General features: G+C 71.3%; 19 protein-coding genes and 2 tRNA genes. 11 read left to right on the forward strand and 10 right to left on the reverse strand.

What is annotated here, in order from left to right:
• Positions 1-4 precede the first annotated feature (4 nt).
• Both L6E10_RS27675 and L6E10_RS27680 read left to right on the forward strand, forming a co-directional pair.
• A complete protein-coding gene (locus L6E10_RS27675) occupies positions 5-250 on the forward strand; it encodes a hypothetical protein (protein ID WP_236222851.1) in 246 nt (81 codons plus the stop codon).
• Complete coding sequence (locus L6E10_RS27680; RefSeq protein ID WP_236222852.1) at positions 237-716, forward strand: DUF5130 family protein; 480 nt, start codon at positions 237-239, stop codon at positions 714-716. Before L6E10_RS27675 ends, L6E10_RS27680 begins: the two co-directional genes overlap by 14 nt.
• A gap of 49 nt (positions 717-765) precedes the next feature.
• Here L6E10_RS27680 and L6E10_RS27685 read toward each other — a convergent pair whose 3' ends face one another.
• Both L6E10_RS27685 and pepN read right to left on the reverse strand, forming a co-directional pair.
• Positions 766-1401, reverse strand: coding sequence for a GNAT family N-acetyltransferase (locus tag L6E10_RS27685; protein WP_236222854.1), 636 nt, complete (start codon positions 1399-1401; stop codon positions 766-768).
• 63 nt (positions 1402-1464) lie between these two features.
• Positions 1465-4026 carry an aminopeptidase N gene (gene pepN / locus L6E10_RS27690; protein ID WP_236222856.1) on the reverse strand — a complete coding sequence of 854 codons (2562 nt, stop codon included), beginning with the start codon at positions 4024-4026 and terminating at the stop codon, positions 1465-1467.
• A gap of 163 nt (positions 4027-4189) precedes the next feature.
• Between pepN and L6E10_RS27695 the strand changes: the two genes are divergently transcribed.
• The gene (locus tag L6E10_RS27695) at positions 4190-4798 is read left to right on the forward strand and encodes a disulfide bond formation protein DsbA (protein ID WP_236222858.1); all 609 of its coding nucleotides are present in this window, start codon (positions 4190-4192) and stop codon (positions 4796-4798) included.
• Positions 4799-4872: 74 nt separating this feature from the next.
• Here L6E10_RS27695 and L6E10_RS27700 read toward each other — a convergent pair whose 3' ends face one another.
• Positions 4873-5115, reverse strand: coding sequence for a hypothetical protein (locus L6E10_RS27700; protein ID WP_236222859.1), 243 nt, complete (start codon positions 5113-5115; stop codon positions 4873-4875).
• Between L6E10_RS27700 and L6E10_RS27705 the strand changes: the two genes are divergently transcribed.
• From L6E10_RS27705 to L6E10_RS27720, 4 genes are all read left to right on the forward strand, one after another.
• Entirely contained in the window at positions 5114-5308 is a 195-nt protein-coding gene (locus tag L6E10_RS27705; RefSeq protein ID WP_236222861.1) for a hypothetical protein, read from the forward strand. The genes L6E10_RS27700 and L6E10_RS27705 overlap by 2 nt on opposite strands.
• A gap of 101 nt (positions 5309-5409) precedes the next feature.
• Entirely contained in the window at positions 5410-6762 is a 1353-nt protein-coding gene (locus tag L6E10_RS27710; RefSeq protein ID WP_236222862.1) for an aldehyde dehydrogenase family protein, read from the forward strand.
• A gap of 41 nt (positions 6763-6803) precedes the next feature.
• Entirely contained in the window at positions 6804-8015 is a 1212-nt protein-coding gene (locus L6E10_RS27715; protein ID WP_236222864.1) for a GNAT family N-acetyltransferase, read from the forward strand.
• A gap of 57 nt (positions 8016-8072) precedes the next feature.
• Positions 8073-8786, forward strand: a complete 714-nt coding sequence (locus L6E10_RS27720; RefSeq protein ID WP_236222865.1) for a hypothetical protein — start codon at positions 8073-8075, stop codon at positions 8784-8786.
• Positions 8787-8844: 58 nt separating this feature from the next.
• On the opposite strand, the gene L6E10_RS27725 is transcribed toward L6E10_RS27720, so the two are convergent.
• Both L6E10_RS27725 and L6E10_RS27730 read right to left on the reverse strand, forming a co-directional pair.
• On the reverse strand, positions 8845-9645 hold the full coding sequence (locus L6E10_RS27725; RefSeq protein WP_236222867.1) for an Fpg/Nei family DNA glycosylase: 801 nt from the start codon (positions 9643-9645) through the stop codon (positions 8845-8847).
• Positions 9645-10109, reverse strand: a complete 465-nt coding sequence (locus tag L6E10_RS27730) for a ribose-5-phosphate isomerase (protein ID WP_236222869.1) — start codon at positions 10107-10109, stop codon at positions 9645-9647. The genes L6E10_RS27725 and L6E10_RS27730 overlap by 1 nt, the downstream gene beginning before the upstream one ends.
• Positions 10110-10130: 21 nt before the next feature.
• Here L6E10_RS27730 and L6E10_RS27735 point away from each other — a divergent pair, with 21 nt between their 5' ends.
• A complete protein-coding gene (locus L6E10_RS27735) occupies positions 10131-10805 on the forward strand; it encodes a 2-phosphosulfolactate phosphatase (protein WP_236222870.1) in 675 nt (224 codons plus the stop codon).
• Positions 10802-11410 (forward strand): MBL fold metallo-hydrolase, encoded by a 609-nt coding sequence (locus L6E10_RS27740; protein WP_236222872.1) that lies wholly within the window; start codon positions 10802-10804, stop codon positions 11408-11410. Before L6E10_RS27735 ends, L6E10_RS27740 begins: the two co-directional genes overlap by 4 nt.
• Here the strand turns inward: L6E10_RS27740 and L6E10_RS27745 are convergent.
• The 3 genes from L6E10_RS27745 to L6E10_RS27755 all read right to left on the reverse strand — a co-directional run bounded on the left by L6E10_RS27745 (position 11391) and on the right by L6E10_RS27755 (position 12560).
• Positions 11391-11726: a histidine triad nucleotide-binding protein gene (locus tag L6E10_RS27745; protein ID WP_236222874.1), complete on the reverse strand. Its 336-nt coding sequence runs from the start codon at positions 11724-11726 to the stop codon at positions 11391-11393. The genes L6E10_RS27740 and L6E10_RS27745 overlap by 20 nt on opposite strands.
• A 199-nt stretch (positions 11727-11925) precedes the next feature.
• Positions 11926-12261 (reverse strand): VOC family protein, encoded by a 336-nt coding sequence (locus L6E10_RS27750; protein WP_236222876.1) that lies wholly within the window; start codon positions 12259-12261, stop codon positions 11926-11928.
• A complete protein-coding gene (locus L6E10_RS27755; protein ID WP_236222877.1) occupies positions 12258-12560 on the reverse strand; it encodes a helix-turn-helix domain-containing protein in 303 nt (100 codons plus the stop codon). The genes L6E10_RS27750 and L6E10_RS27755 overlap by 4 nt, the downstream gene beginning before the upstream one ends.
• Positions 12561-12617: 57 nt before the next feature.
• On the opposite strand from L6E10_RS27755, the gene L6E10_RS27760 reads away from it, so the two are divergent.
• Positions 12618-13172 carry an NAD(P)-dependent oxidoreductase gene (locus tag L6E10_RS27760; RefSeq protein WP_236222879.1) on the forward strand — a complete coding sequence of 185 codons (555 nt, stop codon included), beginning with the start codon at positions 12618-12620 and terminating at the stop codon, positions 13170-13172.
• A 125-nt stretch (positions 13173-13297) separates the two neighbouring features.
• Here L6E10_RS27760 and L6E10_RS27765 read toward each other — a convergent pair.
• Positions 13298-13368: transfer RNA gene (locus tag L6E10_RS27765), tRNA-Gly, on the reverse strand.
• Positions 13369-13429: 61 nt separating this feature from the next.
• Here L6E10_RS27765 and L6E10_RS27770 point away from each other — a divergent pair.
• Positions 13430-13503, forward strand: a tRNA-Pro gene (locus L6E10_RS27770).
• A gap of 46 nt (positions 13504-13549) precedes the next feature.
• Here the strand turns inward: L6E10_RS27770 and L6E10_RS27775 are convergent.
• Positions 13550-14320, reverse strand: a complete 771-nt coding sequence (locus tag L6E10_RS27775) for a S9 family peptidase (protein ID WP_236222881.1) — start codon at positions 14318-14320, stop codon at positions 13550-13552.
• Between the last annotated feature and the right edge of the window lie 13 nt (positions 14321-14333).

A 14333-nucleotide genomic window follows, 5' to 3' on the forward strand; every position in this document is an offset into this window, starting at 1 on the left:
CGCCGTGACCATCGTGGAGACCGTTCTCGTCTTCGCGTTGATCCCGCTGGCGATCTACGGCGTGATCACGCTGCTGACGGTGAGGCCAAAGGCCACCCGGATCCCCCGGTACCGGCCCGGCCAGGAGTGGGGCTACGCCCCGGTGTGGTGGAGTGCGAACCCGGCTGGGCTGAGCGCGGAGCACCACAGCGCCGCCGAGCCCGCTGCTTCGGGTTCGACCGCCAAGGGAGGTGCCCGTGGCAACTGGTAAGGCGATCGAGGCCGTCGACCCGTCGACGCTGCCCCTCGGAGCCGTCGTGACGAACAGCGGCCGGGTGTCCGCGGCGAAGATGTACGAGCCGCACGCGCCGGAGCTGCCGTTCACGCCGACCCAGCTCGCGCAGCTGGACGAGGCGCTGACGCTCTCCAGCCGCACGACCGGCCTGGACTTCAGCGTCTACCTCGGCGAGCTGGGCAGCAACGCCCACGAGCGCGCCCAGGAGCTGCACGCCTCCACCGAGCGCCCGTCGCACCACGTCCTCGTGGCCGTGTCGCCGGGCGAGCGCGTCGTCGAGGTCGTGACGGGCGAGGAGTCGCACCGCCGGCTCGCCGACCGCGGCGCCAAGCTCGCGGTGATGAGCATGGTGGCGTCCTTCAAGGAGGGCGACCTCGCGGGCGGCCTCGTGTCGGGCCTGCGCATGCTGACCGACCAGGCGGGCCACGCGCCGCGTTCCTGACGAACGTCCGAGCGACGCCCCCGGCCCCGCGCCGGGGGCGTTCGCGTGTCTAGGGCTCGACGGCGTTGCGCGCCACCACCAGACCGGAGATCTTCTCCCAGCCCAGCTTCCGGTAGAGGTGCACGCCGTCGGCCGAGGCGAACAGCAGCCCGGTCCGCGCCCCGCCCGCCACCGCCTCGCCGGTCAGCGCGCCCATCACGACGCTGCCGAGCCCCCGCCGCCGGTGCGCCTGCGCCGTCTCGATGCGGTGGGCGACGGCGTCCTCGCCGACGACGGCCATCAACCCGCTCGCCGCCACCTCGCCGTCCGCCAGCACCCGCACGCCGATCACCGGACCACCGGTCACCTCGACCGCGTAGCCCGGCGGTGGTTCCGGTGCCGGGTGGCCCGCCAGCGCGCGCCGCATGAACGTCTCGTCCGGCCGCGCGACGACCAGCCCGGCCGCTTCGATCTCCGCGATCACCCTCGCCGGTGCGTGCGTGGGCACGCTCAGCCAGTTCGGTTCCCGCGAAGCGGCCACGACCCGGGCCATCGCGGCGGTCTGCGCGTCGTCCGTGGCGATCCACTCGTACACCCGGTGCGGCCGGTTCACGTGCACGACCAGGTAGCCGTCGCGGTGCTCGGACGTCAGCCCTTCGGCCGCGGTCCAGCCGCGGTGCCAGCGCTCCACCAGTTCGCCGATCATGCTCGTGACGTTATGCGAAAGCCCCGCACCGCGCGAACACGGTGCGGGGCTTCGCCACGAGCGTCAGGAGCGGTCGAACTCCTGTGCCGCAAGGGCCCGCACGATGCCCGCCCGGCCCTCGGACACCAGGCGGCGCAGGGCCGGCGGGTGCTCGTCGGCCAGCCACGCGTCGGCTGCCTCCACAGTGGACTTCGAGATGGCCCACGCCGGGAACATGCCGACCACCACGGACTGCGCGCGCTCCGAGGAGCGGCGGTCCCACACGCCCTTCACGTCGGCGAAGTAGCGCTCGACGTACGGGGCGAGCAGTTCCTTCTGGCCGGGGTGCGAGATGCCCGCGATGATCGCCTCGCTGACCGCGTTCGGCAGGTCGTCGTCGTTCACGGCGCGGTCCCACGCCTCGTCCTTGGCCTCGGTGGTCGGGCGCAGGGCGCGGGCCGACTGGGCGCGGCGGTGACCGGTGGAGGTCGGGTCGCGCTCCTCCTCGGCGTTGATCTCCGCCAGGTCCGCCTTGCCGTGCGCGACGAGGGCCTGCAGCAGGCGCCAGCGCAGGTCCGTGTCGACGTCCAGGCCCTCCAGCACGGCGCTGCCGTCGTACCAGCCGCGCAGGACGTCCACAGTGGAGTCGTCGAGCACCGACGAGGTCAGCGCGTTGACGAACGCCAGCTGGTGGTCGGAGCCCGGCTCGGCTGCCCGCGCCAGCTCCAGCGCCTTCGCGACGAACCGGCGCCAGCCCTCGGCGCGCCACGAGTCGTCCGCGTAGGACGACAGCGAGGTCTGCGCCTGCAGCAGGAGCCGTTGCACCACGCCGACCTCGGTCTCGGAGCCCAGGCCGCCGAGGACCAGGTTCACGAAGTCGCGGGCCTTGAGCTCGGCCTCGCGGGTCATCTCCCACGCGGCCGACCAGCACAGCGTGCGCGGCAGCGGCTCGGCGATGTCGGAGATGTGGTCGATCAGCGCGGCCAGCGAGTCCGGGTCGAGGCGCATCGTGCAGTACGTGAGGTCGTCGTCGTTGACCAGCACGATCTTGCCGCGGTGCACGCCGACCAGTTCGGGGACCTCGGTGCGGTCGCCCGTCACGTCCAGCTCGTGGCGGTGCGTGCGGACGAGCTTGCCGGAGCCGTCGTCGTCGTAGACGCCGATCGCGATGCGGTGCGTGCGCAGCTCACCGGCACCCGGACGTGCGCCGCCCTGCAGCACGGCGAACTCGGTGAACTTCCCGTCGGCGTCCACGGTGAACTTGGGGCGCAACAGGTTCAGGCCCGTCGTCTCCAGCCACTGCGCGCTCCACCACGACAGGTCGCGGCCCGACGCCTCCTCCAGCGCGCCGAGCAGGTCCGCGAGCGTCGCGTTGCCCCAGGCGTGCTTGGCGAAGTAGACCCGCAGGCCCGCCAGGAAGTTCTCCAGCCCGACGTACGCGACGAGCTGCTTCAGAACGGAAGCGCCCTTGGCGTAGGTGATGCCGTCGAAGTTGACCTCGACCGCCTGCACGTCCGGGATGTCCGCGGCGACCGGGTGCGTCGAGGGCAGCTGGTCTTGCCGGTAGGCCCACGACTTCTCGATCTTGGCGAACGTCGTCCACGCCTGGCGGTACTCGGTGGCCTCGGCCTGCGCGAGCACGGACGCCCAGGTGGCGAACGACTCGTTCAGCCACAGGTCGTCCCACCAGCGCATGGTGACCAGGTCGCCGAACCACATGTGCGCCATCTCGTGCAGCACGGTCTCGGCGCGGCGCTCGTAGAGGTAGCGGGTGACGCGGCTGCGGAAGACGTAGTCCTCGAGGAACGTGACGCAGCCCGCGTTCTCCATCGCGCCCGCGTTGAACTCCGGCACGAAGCACTGGTCGTACTTGCCGAACGGGTACTGCACCCCGAACGCCTTGTGGAAGAACCCGAAGCCCTGCTTGGTCTCGGTGAACAGCCGCTCGTGGTCCATGTGCGGGGCGAGCGAGGCGCGGCAGTAGATGCCGAGCGGGATCTTGAAGTCGCCCTCGGCGAACTCGTCGCGCCACTCGGCGTACGGACCGGCGACCAGCGCCACGATGTAGGTCGACATCGGCTTGGTGGTGGCGAACGTGTGCACGTCCGCGCCGCCCTCGCCGGCCTCGGTGGCGATGATCTCGCTGTTCGAGATGACCTTCCAGTCGTGCGGCGCCGTCACCTTCATGGAGTACACGGACTTGAGGTCGGGCTGGTCGAAGCAAGCGAACATGCGCTTGGCGTCCGCGGTCTCGAACTGCGAGTACAGGTACACGCCGCCGTCGACCGGGTCGACGAACCGGTGCAGGCCCTCGCCGGTGTTCATGTACCGGCAGTCGGCCTCGATCGTCAGCTCGTTGGTCTCCGCGAGGTCCGGCAGCTTGACGCCGTCCTCCTCGCGGTAGTCGGAGACGTCGAGCTCGCTGCCGTTGAGCACAGCGCGGTGCACGGTCGCCGCCACGAGGTCGATCCACGAGGAAGCACCCGGAGTCCGGCTGCGGAACACCACGGTGGTGGTGGAGCGGAACGTGTCCGAACCCGGCTTTCCGCCGCCGTCGGTCAGGTCCAGCTCGATCCGGTAGGACTCCACTTCCAGCAGCTCAGCACGTTCCTGAGCCTGGTCGCGGGTGAGGTTGGGCGCGGCCACTGGTCACCTCGTCTGCCACGCGTTTGGTTACGCGCTGACGTCGTCGGGAATGGTTATGACTCCCGCATCCAATCACGGAACCGGCGCACGGGAAGAGATGACGGGGTGATCTGGTTGGGCTGATGGGGCGATAACGCCACCTACCGTCACTAAAGGGGCACGCATGACCGACAAGGCGAAGGTCGACTTCTACTTCGACCCACTTTGCCCGTTCGCCTGGATCTCCTCCCGGTGGATCCTCGAGGTGGAGAAGGTCCGCGACATCGACCTGAGCTTCCACGTGATGAGTCTCGCCGTGCTGAACGAGGGCCGCGACCTGCCCGAGCAGTACCGGGAGCTCATGACCAAGGGCTGGGGTCCGGTCCGCGTCGCCATCGCCGCGGAGCAGAAGTTCGGCAACGAGGTGCTGCCGAAGCTGTACGCCGCGATGGGCACGCGCATCCACAACGAGGGCAACCAGGACTTCGCGGAGGTCATCGAGCTCGCCCTCGCGGACGCCGACCTGCCCGCCGAGCTCGCCGAGGCCGCCACCTCGACCGAGTACGACGAGGCCCTGCGCGCCTCGCACCACCGCGGCATGGACCCGGTCGGCATGGACGTCGGCACGCCGACGATCCACATCGACGGCGTCGCGTTCTTCGGCCCGGTGCTGACGAAGATCCCCCGCGGCGAGGAGGCGGGCACGATCTTCGACGGTGCGCGGATGCTGGCCGGCTTCCCGTACTTCTTCGAGCTCAAGCGCACCCGGACGGGCGAGCTCGACTTCAGCTGAGCCGCTCCGGTACCGGTCGGCGGTGGATGGCGCCGTGCCGAGGTCTTCGCGACCCGGTGCGGCGCCATCGCCGTTCACGCGTACGGGTGACGCTCGGTAACGGGAGCCGGTGCCTTCCGCGACAGGCCGGTCATGCGCACCGCCCTCACCGCCGCCTCGCTGTTGTTCCTGACCGCCGCGTGCACGCCGACCACCACCACTTCGTCGTCGAACGCACCCACGCCGTCCGCCGCGTCCACCTCCCGGACGTCCCAGCCCCCGACGACCGCGGCCGCGTCCGAGGTGAAGACCTGCACCGTGCCGAACGTCGTCGGCATGATCCACCAGACCGCGCAGGACACCATGCAGAAGGCCGGCCTGTTCTTCCTCACCGAGGAGGACGCGAGCGGCCAGGGCCGTCTGCTCGTCAACGACCGCAACTGGAAGACCACCGCGCAGAACGTGGCGCCGGGCGCGGTCGTCGACTGCGACACGAAGATCCTGCTGACCGCGCAGAAGATCGACGGGTGAGCACCGGCGACCACGCGGGGCCGGCGTGACCCCGGCGGGCGGATGTGACACCCTGGAGCCCGTCTGCGTCGCAAGTGTCACACCCCGCCTGGAGGGCTCCCGTGATCGAGGTAGTCAACCCCGCCACCGAGGAAGTCGTCGGCACCGTCGCCGAAGGCACGCCGGCTGACGTCGACGCGGCCGTGTCCGCCGCCGTCGCCGCCTTCCCGGCGTGGTCGCGGACCTCGGTCGGCGAGCGCGCCGAGGTGGTCCGGACGATCATCGACGGGCTGAGGGCGCGGTCCGGGGAGCTTGCCGCGACCATGACGCGGGAGATGGGCACGCCGCTCACCTTCAGCCAGAAGGTGCAGGTCACGAACCCCGTCGCCATCGCGGAGGGTGTCGCGGACGTGCTGGAGGACGGGTACTTCGAGCCGGAGGAGATCGGCAACTCGCTGGTCTTCCGCGAGCCGGTCGGGGTCGTCGCGGCCATCACGCCGTGGAACTTCCCGTTGCAGCAGATGGTCGCGAAGGTCGTTCCGGCGCTCGCCGCGGGCAACACCGTGGTGCTCAAGCCGAGCGAGCTCGCGCCGGGCACTGCGGACCTGCTCGCCGAGATCGTCGCCGGGGCGACTCCCGAGGGCGTGTTCCAGCTCGTGCACGGCACCGGGCCGGTGGTCGGCGAGGCACTGGCCGCGCACCCCGGCGTCGACATGGTGTCGTTCACCGGGTCGACCAAGGCCGGGCGGCGCGTGTCGGCGGTGGCCGCGGAGACGGTGAAGCGGGTCGCGCTGGAGCTCGGCGGGAAGTCGGCGTGCATCGTGCTCGACGACGCCGATCTCGGGCGTGCGGTGAAGATCGCCGTGGCGAACTCGTTCATGAACAACGGCCAGGCGTGCAGCGCGTGGACGCGGCTGCTCGTGCCGGCCGACCGGCACGACGAGGCCGTGGAGCTCGCCGCGCAGGCCGCCGCGAAGTACGTCCCGGCCGATCCGGGTGACCCGCGGACGCGGATCGGGCCGGCCGTGTCGAAGGCGCAGCGCGACCGGGTCGTCGGCTACATCCGCAAGGGGGTCGAGGAGGGCGCGCGGCTCGCCGCCGGCGGGCCCGAAGCGCCGCTCCCGCAGGGCTTCTACGTCACGCCGACGGTGTTCGGCGGCGTCACGCCGGAGATGACGATCGCGCAGGAGGAGATCTTCGGGCCGGTGCTGTCGGTCATGCCGTACACCGACGAGGACGACGCGGTGCGCATCGCGAACTCGACCATCTACGGGCTGGCGGGTGGCGTGTTCTCCGCCGACACCGACCGGGCCCTGCGCGTCGCCAGGCGGCTGCGCACCGGGCAGGTCGACATCAACGCCGCCGCGTTCAACACCAGCGCGCCGTTCGGCGGCTACCGGCAGTCGGGCAACGGGCGCGAGTTCGGCAGGTTCGGCCTCGACGAGTTCTGCGAGCTCAAGTCGGTCCAGCGGTAATTGAGCTGCGGGAGTCGCCGTGGCGGCGTATCACTGCCGCTATGGCTGACTCGGCGCTGAGCATCAGGACCATCGACAGCACCGACCTCCCGGACTTCCACCGGGTGTTCGCGTGGTCGTTCCTCGACGAACCTGCGGAGGACCACCGCTGGCTCAAGGTGCTCGAACTGGAACGGACCCACGCCGTGTTCGACGGCGACGAGATGATCGGCACCGGCGGCGTCCTCACCCGCGAGCTCACCCTGCCCGGCGGCGTCCAGGCGGGGGTCGGCGCGGTGACCGTGGTCGGCGTCAAACCGGGCCACCGCCGCCGCGGCATGGCCTCGCTGCTGATGAGGACGCAACTGGACGACATCCGCCGGGCCGGGGAGTCGATCGCGGTCCTCTGGGCGTCGGAGGGCTCGATCTACCGGCGGTTCGGCTACGGCGAGTACGCGTCGAGCCTGGCGAAGCTCACGATGCCGACGCGGATGCCGTTCCACCCCGGCGTGTCCGTGAGCCCGGCGCGGATCCGGCAGGTGGCGCGCGAGGAAGCGATGCCGTTCATGCGCGAGGTCCACGACCGCGTGCGCCGCGTGAAGACCGGCTGGCTGAGCCGGGTGGAGAAGTCGTGGGAGGTCCACCTCGCCGACGCCGAGGGCGACCGCGGCGGCCTCACGTCCTACCGCTACTGCCTGCACCCCGAGGGGTACGTGGTGTTCCGCGTGAAGCACAACTCCGACAGCGGCGGCCCGAAGCACGAGCTGCACGTGCGCGAGCTGGTGTGCGAGACCGACCAGGCCTACGCGGACCTCTACCGGTTCCTGCTGGACCTCGACCTCGCCGGCAGCATCTCGTTCTTCACGGCGGCGGACGACCCGGTCCTGCACATGGTCGACAACCCGCGGAAGGTGATGCGGGAGCTGACCGACGCCCTGTGGCTGCGGGTCGTCGACGTCGAGAAGGCGCTGCCGCTGCGCCGGTACTCGTCCGATGTGGACAGTGTGCTGGAGGTCGAGGACCGGTTCTGCCCGTGGAACTCCGGCCGGTGGCGCTTCACCGCGAAGGACGGCGAGGCCGTCGTCACGCGCACCGAGGACCCGGCGGACGTGTCGCTCGACGTCGCCGCGCTCGGCAGCGCTTTCCTCGGCGGCGCCCGGCTTTCCGTGCTCGCGCGGGCACACCGCGTGGTGGAGCACACGGCCGGACACGTCAACGCGCTCTCGTTGGCCTTCCTCGGCGAACGTGAGCCGCATTGCCCCGAGGTGTTCTGACGGAACTACCAATGGCGTTCACACGTTGCCGGATTACCTGGCGTGGGAGGTAATGCCGTGGGCACCATCGTGTGGGTCGTTGTGCTGGTACTGCTGGTCGCGGGCGTGTTCTACCTGGTCAGCCAGAGCAACGCGCGCAAGGCGCGGGAGCTCGACGACGCCAAGGCGGAAGCACGCCGCTGGGTCGAACGGCTGGGCGGGCAGGTGATGAGCCTCACCGGCAGCAACGCCGCGGCGACGCAGGCGATGGCGGACGCGTCCGAGCGCTTCACCGCCGCCGGGTCGCAGATGGAGCAGGCCCGCACGATCCCGCAGGCGCGGCTCGTCACCGAGACGGCGATGGAGGGCCTGCACTACGTGCGCGCGGCCCGGGAGGCCATGGGCATGGACCCCGGACCCGCGCTGCCCGAGAGCGCCGCGCAGAGGCAGGCGGGTGCCGTCAGCGAGAGCCGGCAGGTCAGCGTCGAGGGCCACCGGTACGCCGCCTCGCCGAACTCCGGTTCGGGCACGCCGTACTACTACCCCGGGGGCGTGGTCGCGGGCCGTCCGGTGCCGCGCGGCTGGTACTCCGAGCCGTGGTGGAAGCCCGCGCTCGTGGCCGGCGCTTGGGGCGTGGGCACGTTCCTGCTGATGGACGCCATGTTCTCCGGCATGCACGGTGTCGGCGACTACGGCATGGGCGACATGGGCATGGGGGACATGGGCGGCGCCGCCGACATGGGCGACGCCGGTGGCTTCGACTTCGGCGACATGGGCGGGTTCGACTTCTGAGTGCCCGTCGGTCGAGCACCGTCCGGCCGCACCCCGGGAAAACCGGCCCGACCTCGGGTCAGGACTGGCAGACGGGACACCAGAAGAGGTTCCGGCCTGCCAGTTCCGTGGTCAGGACCTCGGTACCGCAGAGGAAGCACGGCTCTCCGGCGCGGCGGTAGACGTAGACCTCACCGCCGTGCCGGTCCACGCGCGGCGCCCGGCCCATCGCCTTCGGCAGGTGCTCCTTGCGGACGGTGTCGATCCGGCCGACCTTCACGCCGTCCTTCATCAGCACGACCAGGTCGGCCCAGATGGCGTCCCACAGCTCGCGGCTCACCTTGTCGCCGGTCAGCAGCGGGTTCACGTTGTGCCGGAACAGCACCTCGGCGCGGTAGACGTTGCCGACACCCGCGAGGACCCGCTGGTCCATCAGCAGCACGGCGAGCGACTGCCTGGACCGCGTGATCCGCTCGAAGGCGAGGCCGGGGTCGGCGTCGCGGCGCAACGGGTCGGGCCCGAGCCGGTCGCGGATCGCCTTGGCCTCGGCCTTGTTCAGCACCTCGCACGCCGTGGGCCCGCGCAGGTCGGTCCAGTGCGTCTCGCCGACCATCCGCATGCGGACCTGGCCGACGGGCAGCAGGACCGGCAGCGGCGACTCGGTGAACGTCCCGTACAGCCCTAGATGCACGTGCACGATCGCGTCCGGACCGTACACGTGGAACAGGTGCTTGCCGTGCGCCTCGGCGCGGACCAGCGTCCGTCCGTCCACAAGGGACGCCGCGAAGCGTCCCTGCGGACTGCTGACGGACACGGGCCTGCCCGCGTACCGGCGCTGGTGCAGCCGCGCGAGGCGGTGCAGCGTGTGGCCCTCGGGCATCAGGCCTTGTTCTCGGCGGGGTTGGTCTCGTAAGCGCTCACCTGGTCGATGCGGCGCTGGTGGCGCGGCTCGCCCGAGAACGGCGTCCTGAGGAACGCCGACACGATCTCGGTCGCCTCCTCCGCCGAGTGCTGGCGGGCGCCGATGCCGACGAGCAGGGCGTCGTTGTGCTGGCGGGCGAGCTGGGCGGTGTCGACGTTCCACGCCAGCGCGGCGCGGGCGCCCTTCACCTTGTTCGCGGCGATCTGCTCGCCGTTGCCCGAACCGCCGATGACGACGCCGAGGCTGCCGGGATCCGCGACGACCTTCTCCGCGGCGTCGACGCAGAACGACACGTAGTCGTCCTGGGCGTCGTAGGTGTGGGCACCGACGTCGACGACCTCGTAGCCCTGCTCGGTGAGGGCCGTGGTCAGGTGGGACTTCAGCTCGAAGCCAGCGTGGTCTGCTGCCAGATAAACGCGCACGTCACGGAGTCTGACACGCTGGTGGGTGTGTTCAGCCAGGAGGGGTACCAGCTGAGGCTGGAGTGGGGGCCCGAGGGCGTCGAGGCCCTGCGGGGCTGTGACGTGCTGGTCGTCGTCGACGTGCTGTCGTTCACCACGTCCGTCGACCTCGTGGTCTCGGGCGGTGGCCGGGTGCGGCCGTCGCGGTGGGGACCGGCATCGGGCAGGACGCCGCGACCGGCATCACTCGTCGGCGCCACCGGTGTGGTCGACCTGCCGTCGCCGAACGGGTCGAACCTCTGCGAGCTGGCGGCGCGGACGGGCGCCCACGTGCTGGCGGCCTGCCTGCGCAACGCGGAGGCGGTCGCGCGGCGCGCTCAGGAGCTGGGGGAGACCATCGGACTGGTCCCGGGCGGCGAACGCTGGGGGCTCGACATGTCGACGAGGGGCGGGCCGCGCGAGTTCGGGCCGTTGCGGCCGTGCGTCGAGGACTACCTGGGGGCGGGCGCGGTGCTGGCCGCGCTGACCGGGAAGGCCTCACCGGAGGCGCGGCTCGCCGTCACGGCGTTCCGGGGCACCGACGTCGCCGCCGCGGTCCGGGAGTGCGGGTCGGGGAGGGAGCTGATCGGCAACGGGCACGCCGCGGACGTGGAGCTCGCGGTCGAGCTCGGCGTGAGCGACACCGCACCGGTGCTGGTCGGCGGGGTGCTGCGGTGATCGAGATCGCGGACGGCGTGTTCGTCCGACGGCACACCGAGCTGGACCTGACGCTCGGCCACGTCACCGGTTCCGGTGACTCGCTGCTCGTGGACGCCGGGATGGACCCCGCCCTGGCGCGCGAGATCAGCCCGTCGCGGATCGTGTTGACGCACAACCACTTCGACCACGTGCTGGCCACCGAGGCGTTCCTGCCGTGCGAGGTGTGGGCGCACGAGGACTGCGTGGTCGACGAGAGGCTGCTCGACGACCGGGCGAAGTACTACCGCGACCCGTTCGAGGGCAGGCTGGTCGCGCCCACGCACACGTTCCGCGACACCGTCACGCTCGACGTCGGCGGCCGGCGGGTCGACCTGCACCACTTCGGGCCCGCGCACACCTCGCACGACGTCGTCGTGCACGTGCCGGACGCCGGGGTGGTGTTCGCGGGCGACCTGGTCGAGCAGGGCGCTCCCGCGCAGGCGGGCCCGGACGCGACGCCGTCGAACTGGCGCCACGTCCTCGACCTGCTGCTCCGGCTGGACCCGCGGATCGTCGTGCCGGGTCACGGGGACCCGGTCGACGCGGCGTTCGTGCGGGAGATGGCTATCCCGGAGGCCACGTGAGGCCGCGCCCGCCGAGGACGTGGCAGTGCACGTGGAAAACGGTCTGGCCGCCGTCGCGGCCCGTGTTGAACACCAGCCGGTAGCCGGAGGAGTCGATGCCCTCCGACTTCGCGACCTGGTGCGCGGTGGCGAGGACCTGCCCCGCGAGCGCCGGGTCGACGTCGCCGATCTCCCGGTGGTGCTCCTTGGGGATCACCAGGACGTGCGTGGGCGCCTTGGGGTCGATGTCGCGGAACGCGAGGGTCGTGTCGGTCTCCGCCACGACGGTCGCCGGGATCTCGCCCGCGACGATGCGGCAGAACAGGCAGTCGGTCACACCGGCATGGTATTGGCAACGGGCATTGGGCCCGATGGCCTCTGTCGCCCGTGCCCGCCCGCGGTGGAGCATGGCCGGGTGAAGGGCACCAAGCTGCTGGTCGTCGTGCGGTGCCTCATCAGTTTCGCGATCGGCCTGCTGCTCCTGCTCCTCGCGATCCGCTTCGGTGAGGCGCTCTGGCGCGCCGTCCAGTAGTTCCTCAGTGGACGAAGCAGAACTCGTTGCCCTCGGGGTCGCGCATGACCTGGAAGCTGCCCTGCTCGTCGGTGTGCACGACGCCCTCGCGGGTGGCGCCCAGGCTGACCGCCTTCACGACCGACGCCTCGATGTCGTCGACCTCGAAGTCGAGGTGCAGCCGGTTCTTCACGTCCTTGCGCTCCGGCACCGGCTGGAACGACATCCGCACACCACCGGGCGGCTCGACGTGCGCCCAGCCGTGCGCGCGGTTCACCGGCTCACCGCCGAGCAGCTCCGCCCAGAACCGGACGAGCTTGCCGGGGTCGTTGCTGTCGATGACGATCTGTTCGAGCCTCACTTCTCCACCAGCTTCTCTCGTGCCCAGTCACAACACAGGTCGAGCAGGCCGAGCAGGTCGCGCCCGCGGGCCGTCAGCTCGTACTCGACCCGCGGCGGGTTCTCCGCGAACGCCTCGCGCGAAACCGCCCCGTCGCGCTCCATCGCCCGCAGCGTCTCGGTGAGCACCTTGGCCGTCACGCCCGGCAGCCCGGCCCGCAGTTCGGTGAACCGCCGCCGCCCGCCCTGCAACGCCCGCAGCACGTGCGCGGTCCACTTGTCACCGATGCGGTACGGCAGTTCCCCGTGCGCGCATTCCACCTGGTCACCCCCGATGTCGTTGCGGGAACCGGACCCCCGCACCCTACCTTCGCGCTCATGGCGAAGATCGTTGTTTTCGGGGCGTCCGGCCAGGCGGGACGCCGGATCACGCAGGTGGCGCGCGCCCGCGGTCACGAGGTGACGGAGGTCGGCCGCACTCCCGGGGTGCAGGCCGCGGCGGAGGTGGCCGCCGCGCACGACGTGGCGGTGAGCGCGGTGGTGGACCTCTCCCGCGACCCGGCGGAGTTCTACGCGGAGGCGGCCCGCGCACTGGTGGCCTCCGGCGCCGGCCGGATCATCGTGGTCGGCATCTACCCGCTGCTGGAGACGGCGCCGGGGCTCCGCCTGGTCGACGGCCCGGACTTCCCGGCCGAGCACCGGCCGTTCTGCCTGGGCCACGCGGCGGGCGTCGAGGTGCTCGCGGCCTCCGAGGCCGACTGGCTGGTGATGAGCCCCGTCGGCGACTTCGGCGGCACCGCGACGGGCACGTACCGGATCGGCTCGGTCGACCCGGCCGGCGAACTGACCTACGAGGACTTCGCGCTGGCCGTCGTGGACGAGATCGACCGTCCCGCGCACCGCCGCACGCAGGTGGGCATCGCGTCGGCGTGAGCCGCACGACACAGACGGGGGTCCGGGGACCGCCCCGGCAGGGGTCTGGGGGCTCGGCCCCCAGGGAAAATGCGAGAGGCCGACCCGGTCTGCGCTTTCGCAGACACAGGTCGGCCTCGGCCGCGAGCGGGCGACGGGAATCGAACCCGCGTAGCTAGTTTGGAAGACTAGGGCTCTACCATTGAGCTACGCCCGCATTGCCGCCCCTGAGGGGCTGCGGTTAATACCTTAGCGGGTGGCGGTAAGCTTGGTGCAACCGGGGCGTGGCGCAGTTTGGTAGCGCACCCGCTTTGGGAGCGGGGGGTCGCAGGTTCAAATCCTGTCGCCCCGACGGTTGACGAAACCCGCAGCGACCTCGCCGCTGCGGGTTTTCGCATCTAGGCCATGTCCTCGGCTAGGTAGCGGCTCGCCCACGCCGCCAGCACCCGTGCCACGTAGGCGGCGTCCGCGCGGTCGGTCAGCAGGTGGTCGCCCCCGTCGAGCGAGACGAACGACTTGGGGTGGCGGGCTGCGTCGAAGATCACCCTGGCGTTGTCGACGCCCACCGTGTCGTCCTGCGGGGAGTGCATCACGAGCAGTGCGCGGTCGAGGCCCGCGATGCACGCGGTCTGGTTCTGCTGCTTGATGTCGAGCAGGAAGTCGTTGCTGATCCGGAACGGGCGCCCGGCGAGCAGCACCTCGGCCACGCCGTCCGCCTCGATCTGCTCCCGCGACGAGCCGAGCAGGTGTTCGACGTGGGCGGTGTCGGCGGGGGCGCCGATCGTGGCGACCGCCCTGACCTCCGGGATCCGGTGTGCGGCGGCGAGGACGGCCGCGCCGCCGAGCGAGTGTCCGATGAGGACGCTCGGGGCGCCGATGGTGTCGCGCAGGTGGTCGGCGGCGCAGACGAGGTCGTCGACGTTGGACGTGAACGTCGTGTTCGCGAAGTCGCCGTCGGACTGGCCGAGGCCGGTGAAGTCGAAGCGCAGCACCGCGACGCCGTGGGAGGCGAGCTCGCGGGCGATGCGGGTCGCGGCCACCGAGTCCTTGCCGCAGGTGAAGCAGTGCGCGAACACGGCCGTCGCCGTGACGTCGCCGGCGGGCAGTTCGAGCCGGCCCGCCAGTGCCTGGCCGTGGGCGCCCGCGAAGACCGCTTTCCGGTTGTCCATGCCCTCTATGGTG

This window comes from Lentzea sp. CC55 (genome assembly GCF_021056325.1).
GTDB classification, from domain to species: Bacteria; Actinomycetota; Actinomycetes; order Mycobacteriales; family Pseudonocardiaceae; genus Lentzea; species Lentzea jiangxiensis.